At 54.9% G+C, this 9,677-nt stretch carries 4 protein-coding genes; 1 reads left to right on the top strand and 3 read right to left on the bottom strand.

From position 1 onward, the window contains the following. The first annotated feature begins 423 nt into the window (after positions 1 to 423). Positions 424 to 3,798, top strand: a complete 3,375-nt coding sequence (locus tag VK738_10365) for a diguanylate cyclase (protein ID HTD23048.1) — start codon at positions 424 to 426, stop codon at positions 3,796 to 3,798. Positions 3,799 to 4,558: 760 nt separating this feature from the next. On the opposite strand, the gene lepA is transcribed toward VK738_10365, so the two are convergent. The 3 genes from lepA to rsgA form a co-directional block, all read right to left on the bottom strand. Then, positions 4,559 to 6,364, bottom strand: coding sequence for a translation elongation factor 4 (lepA, locus tag VK738_10360; GenBank protein ID HTD23047.1), 1,806 nt, complete (start codon positions 6,362 to 6,364; stop codon positions 4,559 to 4,561). Between the two features lie 813 nt (positions 6,365 to 7,177). Beyond that, positions 7,178 to 8,527 (bottom strand): biopolymer transporter ExbD, encoded by a 1,350-nt coding sequence (locus VK738_10355; GenBank protein ID HTD23046.1) that lies wholly within the window; start codon positions 8,525 to 8,527, stop codon positions 7,178 to 7,180. A gap of 48 nt (positions 8,528 to 8,575) precedes the next feature. Further along, on the bottom strand, positions 8,576 to 9,607 hold the full coding sequence (gene rsgA / locus VK738_10350; GenBank protein ID HTD23045.1) for a ribosome small subunit-dependent GTPase A: 1,032 nt from the start codon (positions 9,605 to 9,607) through the stop codon (positions 8,576 to 8,578). Positions 9,608 to 9,677 lie beyond the last annotated feature (70 nt).

The following is a 9,677-nucleotide window of genomic DNA, read 5'->3' as shown; positions in this document are numbered from 1 at the left end:
TTGGTCTTCAGGTCTTCGAGGATGGCATCGCGGATGAAGTTGGAAGGCTTGGCGGCCGCCTCAGCCGGGGCGGCGGCTTCCAGATCGGGTTTGGATGTGTTCATAACTTCTTTTTTGGGTTCGGTTGGCATATTTCCAGTTTGCGCAAGGTTACATTTACATCTTACCGCGTGAATCGTTCTTTTATCATGAACCAAGTGTCTGACTCACCACAGAGACACAGAGGCACAGAGGTTTTTGGCCACGGATTAACACAGATGAGCACTGCCAAACCTGCGTCTTTTCCGGCCCAAAGTGGGGTATACCACATACTGGGAGAGTCATTGACCCACTAAGGGTTTGACCATACAATCTACTTCCACCCACTCTCGCGGAGAGTTTTTACAGGTTTTCCTTTCCGGCTTTGACCCCGCCGATCTTTAGATGGAACCGAGCGCACTCAATTCGATCCTGCTAGTACAGGGCAGCAGCGCGTTTCTACTGTTCCTGGTGTTTCGCTTTCTGTACGTGGAAGGGCGAGAGCGCTACTTCTTTGCCTGGCAGATTGCCTGGGGGCTGTTTGCTGTCTATAGCCTGTGCCAACTGCTTATTGGCTATCAAAACTCTATTGGTTATCAAACTGCATGGACACCACTTATCTATTTTTGCGCCAAGACGACGCTGGCGCTCATGGCCTTTTGCATTTATGTCTCGACCCGCTGGGTGCGGGAGGATTTCACCTGGCGGCGGCTTGATGCCGTTCTACTGGTTGCAGCGTTGGTCTCAGGCTTCGCCGGCCAGCATCCAGTGAAATACTTCTTCGTGGTTGACCTGGGCATCGCTTTCCTGTTGGCCATTTCAGGCTGGCGATTTTTTGCCTACGGCCGCAAGCGCAACTCGCCACCCTTGCGGATGATCGGTATTTCGCTGCTGGCATGGGCCGTGCTTCTGATGTTGGAGCACTCCCAGGTCTCACTGCTTCCGTTTTTCATCGGGTACTCGGAATTTCTGGTTTTTATTCTGCTACTGCTGCTGGCATTGGCGATGGTCATGGCGCTCTACGAGAATGAGCGCCGCCGCATACGGGAGAGCTTGCTGGATTTCTCGCGCCTGCAGCTTGACCACCGCCGCCTGATGGACGCCTCTGAAATCGAAGAGCCCATAGGGGAGGTGCTGGAGCGGGTACTCAGGACGATGCACACGCAGCAAGGGGTGATTTGGATTGCACAAGATTGGCGGCGGGTGCTGCCCAGTGTGCAGCACGGGCTTACGGCAGATTTTTTTAATACGTTGAACGAAGAAGGCGCAGCAGACTTCCTGGCGGAGCGAGCAGCGGCCTGTGAAGGCCCGTGGATCAAGAAGAGTCTGGGCTCGTTGCTGGAAGAAAATTCCGCCGACCCTCGCGCCGTAAAACTATGCCGCATGCTCGAAAAACAGAAGTCCCTCGGACTTACGGTTGTCAGCCTGCGCACGCAGGAGAACAACTTCGGCGTGGTGATGGCGCCGCACCTCGACCGCGCGGGCTTGAGCGGGTTGCAGGTCAGGTTGCTGGCCGCGATTGTGCAGCAACTGAGCATGGCTCTGGAAAATTATGTGCTCATGCAGCAGGCCATTCGCCGCACGCAGGAGTATGAACTGCTCACTGACATCGGCCAGGTGGTCAGTTCGCAGCTTGATTCTGATGAAGTCTTGCGGGCGATCCAGCGCGAGTTGGGATGCCTGTTCGACACGCGCAACTTCTACATCGCATTCCAGGAAGACGATGAGATCCGTTTTGAACTGGAAGTCGTGGATGGCGAGCTGCTGCCCAAGCGGACGCGACGCTGCACCAACGGAATTACGGAGTTCATTATTCAAACCGGGGAGCCGCTGCTGGTGCGCTCAGAGATGGAAAAGACGCGCTCGGGCCTGGGACTCGTGCCCACGGGCCGGCGTTCGCGCTGCCTGTGCGGCGTACCCATCTTCATGATGGGACGCGCCGTGGGTGTGATGGCCGCCCTGAACTACGAGCGCGAGTTCGTGTACGAAGAGCGCGACCTTAACGTGCTGAAAACCGCCGCCGGACAGGTTGCCGTGGCCGTGAGCAACGCCCGTCTTTTTGCCGAAGAGCAGCGGCGCTCGCGTTACCTGGAATTTCTGAATAGCGTCTCGCGCACGGCAATCTCGAGCCAGGAACCCGAGGCCATGATGGCGGAGATTGTGGGTGAAATCGAAAAGAATTTTCACTTTGACCACATCGGGATTGGCATTCTGGCCTACGCGCGCAAGGAAATTGAAATTCAGGCGGAAGCCGGCAGTGCGGAAAAAAATGTAGGACGGCGCATTCCCCTGGGCGTGGGAATCCTGGGCCGGGTGGCACGCAACAACGAGATGGCCCTGGTGCAAAATATCGGCGAAGGCCGCCTGCTGGGCATTCTTCCGGAATCGAAGTCGGTGCTGTGTATTCCCATTGCGTACGGAGAAACGATCCTGGGGGTGCTCAATGTCGAGAGCGGGCGCGAAAATGCATTCGAGCAGCAAGAGGTCCTGATCCTGCGCACGCTGGCTGACCTGCTGGCAACCGCGCTGCACAACGCTTTCGTGTTTAAGAACATGCAGCAACAATCCATCACCGATGGATTGACCGGCATTAAGACGCGGCGTTTTTTCAACGAGGCCCTACAATCGGAGTGGAAGCGCGCGCGGCGCACCAAGCGCCCGTTTTCGGTGGTGCTGATTGATCTGGATAAATTCAAGAGCGTCAACGACAGCAAAGGACACCTGGAAGGTGACCTGGTGCTGGCGCGGGTGGGAAGAATCCTGGAACAGAAATCGCGGCAGTCGAACATTGTGGCCCGCTACGGCGGCGATGAATTTGTGATCCTGATGCCGGAAACCAGCCTGGAGCAAGCGCAAATCCTGTGTGAACGCCTGCGCCTGTGGATTGCCACCGACACCATGCTCAACGAACGGCAGATCACCGGCAGCTTCGGCGTTGCCGCATTTCCAACACATGGCAGTTCGACGGATGACCTTCTCCACATTGCCGATTTGGGAATGTACACTTCGAAACGCGCCGGCGGCAACCGCGTCTCTACTCCGCAGGACTTTGCCGACTCGGAGGCCCTGCCCCCCAAAAACGCCGTCACCCAGTACGTTGAATTATTTTTACAGCGCGAGAACATTGGGCCGGAGGCGGTGGAAGAGCTGGTGGATACCATGCAGCAGTTGGCGTATTCCATCGTGGATGGCAGCGGCGTGGACGCATTGCTGGAAGCGATCAATATGCTGAACCGGGCGGCGGAATCGCGCGACGTTGCCACCGCCGGACACGGCGCCTCCGTGGCCCATTATGCGGAGATGGTGGGAAATGAAATGGGTCTTTCGGAAGAGGAACTCGCGGATGTGACCCGCGCCGCGCGCGTTCATGATATTGGGAAAGTGCTGGTGCCTGAATCCATTCTGAACAAAGCCGGCAAATTGAGCCGCGATGAATTTCGCCAGGTGCAGCAGCACTCCGTACTGGGGGCGAGAATCGCAGAGCTGGTTCCCGGCGGCCTGCGCGTGGCTACGCTGATCCGGCACCACCATGAAAAATTTGATGGCGGCGGGTATCCCGACAAGCTTCGCGGCGAGAAAATTCCACTGGGAGCGCGCCTGATCGCTGTAGCAGAAGCCTATGTGCAACAAACCAGCGAGCGCACCTACGCCACCCGCAAAGGCCCGGCCCAGGCACTGGCAGAGCTCGAAGCACTCAGCGGCACACAATATGACCCTGCCGTGGTCAAGGCCTTCCTGCACAAGATGCGAAGTTTGAAGCCGGTGACGGCGGAGGAATGAAGGCAGTTGCCAGATCTCAGTTACCGGTTGCCAGTTTCTTGGAGGGACGATTTGCGATTTAGAAGTACGATTTAAGAATTTTATTCCTGGTGTGGTTGCGCTTTCCTTCGTCGTAAAGACTCCTCTGAGAATGCCATACGCCAGCCCCAAACTGTGAAATGCAAAATCTCATTCTTTAGGCAGCTTATAATTCACCCGGTAAAAATTTCATCCTAGGCATCCCAGAAAGTCACCCCTTGGGCAGAAATAAGAACTCTAACTTATGAATTTTCAATTACTTACTTCGGCATGATTTTTGCACTAGTTCTTAGTGTTAGAGGGCCAGGGTTGCGGCGCTTCGTTCCGGAGGTTATACATGAACGGTTCGGTCAATGATAGCCACACTGATTATGACAGCGGTCCCTATCAATTTCCCGCATTACCGGTGTATCGCTCTGGGGAGATTGTGCGAGAAACTGGTCTTTTTACGGTGATTCATCCACGCGAGACGAAATCGGTTGAGGTAGTGATCTTACGCGGCACGAAACTACCTTTCTGTCCCGATTGCAATCACGCGCTCGCGTTTTGTCTGGAACAAGCAACGCCTGACCTCAGCGAAGATACTGATTTCGCCCCTCCGAAACGGAATCGAAGGTACCGGAGGCACGGAAGACAAACAAAAGGCAGCGTGAGAGCAATTTGCGAATTACGATTTACGAATTTCAAATGTCACAACTCTTTACTCGTAAATCAACAATCGTAAATCGACAATCGTAAATCCCTAGGATTCTTCGTTCACCCGCAGGACGGCCAGGAAGGCTTCCTGGGGAATATCCACTTTGCCGACGCGCTTCATGCGGCGTTTGCCTTCTTTTTGTTTCTCCAGCAGCTTGCGCTTCCGGCTGATATCGCCGCCGTAGCATTTAGCGAGCACGTTTTTGCGGATGGCGGCCACGGTTTCGCGGGCGATGATCTTGCCTCCGATGGCGGCCTGGATGGCGACTTCAAACATCTGGCGCGGGATGAGTTGTCGCATCTTGGCGACCAGCGCCTTGCCGCGCTCGTAGGCGAATTCGCTGTGCACGATGAGGGAGAGAGCATCCACGGGATCGCCGGCCACGAGGATATCGAGTTTCACCATGGGCGACTCCCAATAGCCGGAGAGGTGGTAATCGAGCGAGGCGTATCCGCGCGAGACGGATTTCAGGCGGTCATAGAAATCGAGCACGATTTCATTCAGCGGCAGCTCGTAGGTCAGCATGACGCGCGTGGAGCTGACGTATTCGAATCCCTTCTGCTTGCCGCGTTTTTCCTCGACCAGCTTCAGAATGTTGCCGACAAACTCTTCGTTGGTCAGGATGGTGGCCATGATGATGGGCTCTTCCACCTTGGCAATTTCGCTGGTGCCGGGCCAGCGCGAGGGATTATCGATTTCAATCACCGCGCCGTCGGTCTTGGTGACCCGAAAGCGCACGCCGGGAGCGGTGGTGATAAGAGCAAGATTGAACTCGCGCTCCAGGCGCTCCTGGATGATTTCCATGTGCAGCAAACCGAGGAAGCCGCAACGGAAGCCGAAGCCCAGAGCGACGGAGCTTTCCGGCTCAAAGAAAAACGAAGAGTCATTCAGGCGCAGTTTCTCCAAGGCTTCACGCAGTTGGGTGTGCTCGTGTGCTTCAACCGTGTAGAGCCCGGCGAAGACCATGGGCTTGATTTCCTGGAATCCGGAGAGGGGTTCGATCGCGGGACGGGATTCATCCGTGATGGTGTCGCCGATCTTACTATCGGCAACGTTCTTGATGTTGGCGATGATGAAACCGACCTCGCCGGCGACCAGTTCCTCGATCTCTACGGGTTTTGGAGTGAGCACGCCCAGAGTCTCCACATCGAAGGTTTTTCCGTTCCACCACAGGCGAACCTTTTGTCCGCGCTTCAATGTTCCTTGAAAAACGCGCACCAGCACAATGACCCCGCGGTAAGAATCAAACCAGGAATCGAAGATCAACGCCTGAAGATGCGAGTTAGGCGAGCCCTTGGGTGGAGGCAGACGTTTGACGATGGCTTCCAGAACCTCGGGTACTCCCTCCCCAGTCTTGGCGGAGATGGGTATGGCCTGCGAGGCATCGAGTCCGATGGCCTGCTCGATCATCTCTTTGGAGCGCTCGATGTCGGCGCTGGGAAGATCAATCTTGTTGATGACGGGGATGATCTCGAGTCCGTTGTTGACGGCGAGATATGCGTTGGCCAGAGTCTGGGCCTCGACGCCCTGGGAGGCATCCACGATTAACAGCGCGCCTTCGCAGGAGGCCAGCGCGCGCGAAACTTCGTATGAAAAATCCACGTGGCCGGGGGTATCAATCAGGTTGAGCTGATATTCCTGCCCGTCTTTCGCCGTGTACTTCATGCGCACGGCGTGGGCCTTGATGGTGATGCCGCGCTCGCGCTCCAGGTCCATGGCGTCGAGCACCTGGGCCTGCATCTCGCGCGCCGAAAGCGATCCCGTCAGCTCCAGGAGCCGGTCGGAGAGGGTCGATTTGCCATGATCAATGTGCGCGATGATGGCAAAGTTGCGTATGTGTGCGCGATCCATGCAGGCAGGTAATTCTTGATTCTAGCATCCGACGAAGGAACTGAGACGGAGTTCATGTAGTGGCAAGAAAAAGGGGGTACTTGCAGAGCAGTCAATCTCATCGTTAACTCATTGAAATTAAGTGACATATGTTCCCAATCGCGCCCACTAGCTGAGTAGTCGTCAGGCGGTTATCGGTTACGCCGTCGTAGCTCACCTCAATCCGACCTTTCTCGATCCATAGGGCAACGAGTTTTCAAAGAACCAGATGGACCCAAGCCCCACATTCTGGTGAGTGGGCGGGGGTACTTGCAGAACAATCAATTTCATTGTTAACTCATTGAAATTAAATAACATATGTACCCACTAGCGCCCACTAGCTGAGCAGTTGCCGGGCAGTCATCTGCTACGCCGCAGCGGCTCACCCCAAGGCCACCCTTCGATTTACAGGTAACGAGTTTTCAAAGACCAGATGGGCCAAAGCCCCGCATTCTGGAATGCTGCTTCGTTCTAAGGGCTCGGCAAACCCCTCGACTCCGCTCGGGGTGCTGCGCCGTCTTGCCCCCCATCAAGCCAACCACGGGGACTGCTGGGAACCCAGCCCTCGCGCTATGCGCGCGCGACTCGGCGCTCACTTTGCTCGCCCTTGTTCTAAACACACCTTCAGGGCTAATGATGACATAGAAACCCTGAGAAAGTAACAATTTGATATCACTTTGATACCACTTATCAGACTTGGAATAGATGCTTGGAAATAAACCGGCTTCCGCAAGGGCTGAGGTGCAGACCCTCCTTTCCCCTGTCTCCGCAATACAGGACTGTTTTGCGGAAGGCTTATGGTGTATCAGCTTTCATGCGTGGTGTTATAAGAACAATCTGTGCATGAGCGTTGCGAATCGCGTTCATCGCAGAGACCGCGTCTTTGTAATCTATCTGTCGGGACGCTTCGAAATAGACGACCCAGTCCGGACGTTGGGCCAGAGCTTTTTTTATGGCGCCGGGCAGCTCGGCAGGTGAAATTTCTTTTGAGTTCAGATACCAGTGATTCTGTGCATCGATCCGAAATACTATTTTGCCCTCCAATGGCACTTGGGCAGTTGCTGCTGGAGACTGCCCGGGGACCGAAACCCAGAATCCAGTTGGTGATGTGTGAAGTATTGTATCCATGAAAAATACCCAGCATGAGATCAGCAAAAGGACTATCGCAAACAAAAGACCGAAGGAGGGTATGGCGGAAATTAGTTTGTTAACAGCAAGCTCCCGGCGTGGTTTGTAGGAACCAGAATGGGGGCCTTCCAAAATCACGAACTTATCTGCCGACAACATCTCTCTGGCGAGTAGTCCGATGTCTGAACGGTTGAGCCCAATCAGCCCGGCGGCTACCAGTACCAACCCAAACCAATGGATGATCTTGTATTTGGTCGTGTATGAGTCATAGGCATACCAACTGGTTTCAACCAGGACTTGAGGATGGCGTGCATTGAGGCAACTGGCGTCAGACAGCACCTCTATATCAAGGTTGTAAGATCCTCGTTTTTCGGCGAAAAAAGAGCCCAGAGAATAGTAATCGGAACCGTTTGTTTCATTAAGCACCTGACCATTTCGGAAAACAACAAGATTTGTCTTGAGTACCGAATTGGGCGCGTTCAACTGGCAAGCGGGATTTTCATAAAACGGATAATCAACAGCAAGGTCAACCTCATACCGTTCTTTCAAGTTGATGTAGAAATTACCAGTTCTGATATGCCCGCGTGACAGTGAGACGGGCATTTCCAGCGGAACGAATGTGCGCGTAGTCATCCAGTAGTAGCTGCCGGTATAAAAGACAACGCCTAAAAAGATGAGTGCGATTGCCAATAACACGAGAGGTGAAGCAAAAACAGACATGAACCTGCCCGGCTGGTGTAGGGTCGAAGCAGGCGACACAGGCCTGGGTTTCAACCCTTCCGATTGTGATTTCGACAAGGTTAAATTATTGTCTGCTTTGCTGCTTGTTTTCTTCGTCAGCCCGATGACCGAGATAAGCAGCAAAAATATTCCCGCAGGAAGCAGTACTGTGGAAAAAGGGCCCCACCAAAAGGGCCCCGCACCGGCGTCCTCAGGACGAAGCCACAACGCAAAATCAATGGCAAAGCCTCCGAGAATAATGAGAATACCGATTCGCCCCACGAGGGGTATATACATACTGTTTCTGACTCCGTCACCAGAGAGAAAGTTCCCTTTTTCCCGGGCTCAAGCCCCGCGCTTGGGATGGCGGCGCAGGGCCCTTTCGATTGCCTTCCAACGACTACGCTCTTCTCGCTCCACCCTGACGTCGGATTTCCGGTCAAGATAGGCCAGTTCGCGTTGCAGCTTGCGATAGTTGGCGAGGTGTCCCGAATCCAGTTCAGCACTTTGCACGGCACAGCCTGGCTCGCGGGTATGCGTGCAGTCACGGAAGCGGCAATGCCTGGCCAGCTCCTGGATATCGCCAAAGCTGCCATCAACCTGCTCAGGATCAGCCCAGAGCTGCAGCTCACGCAAGCCGGGCAAATCCATCAGCAACCAGCCGCCAGGCATGACGAACAGCTCGCGGCTCGTGGTCGTGTGTCTGCCACGATCATCGGCAGCGCGTACAACATGCGTGCGCTGCCGTTCTTGGCCCAATAGGCGATTCAGAATCGTGGATTTTCCCACGCCCGATGATCCGATCAAGGCGGCTGTTTCTCCAGGAGCGAGGAAGGTGGGCAGGGCCTGCAAACCGTCTCCCGATAAAGCACTCAACGCGAGCACGGGAGCGCCCGGGGCCAGGCGCCCGGTTTCGCACAAGATGCGATCCAGATTGAGGGCAAGCTCCTCCGCCAGGTCTGCTTTGTTCAAAAGAATTACAGTGCGCGCCCCACTTTCACGCGCCAGCACCAGGTAACGCTCGATGCGGCGAGGATTGTAGTCGCGATCCAGGCCGCTCACGATAAACAGAACGTCTACATTTGCAGCCAGCACCTGTTCGCGCACCTGTTTCCCGGGCTGCTTGCGAGAAAGTTTCGTTTTACGATCCAATACCCTGTCAATCACAGGTGCGGTCTCGCGCAGCACTACCCAGTCACCCACACAAGGCCACTCAGAAGAAGAATGCCGAAGACGTCCACTGACACTTGCTTCAATTTCGCCATCCTCGGTCCAAATCAGAAAGTGTTCGCGGTTCGAAGAAGCAACGCGGCCGGGAATACCATCGAACAGTTGTTTTGTAAAAAAGTCGTTCCAACCAAGTTGTTGCAGAAACATGGAGAAGATCCTCTCTTTGTTTGAAAAGGGAATAGACACGCCTCCTGTGCGCCACGGCGTGGAGGCAATT

It is taken from the genome of Terriglobales bacterium (assembly GCA_035487355.1).
In the GTDB taxonomy this organism is placed as follows: Bacteria; Acidobacteriota; Terriglobia; order Terriglobales; family Acidobacteriaceae; genus QIAW01.
The sequence above is the reverse complement of the archived record's forward strand: the minus strand, read 5'-3'. Positions and strand labels throughout refer to the sequence as shown.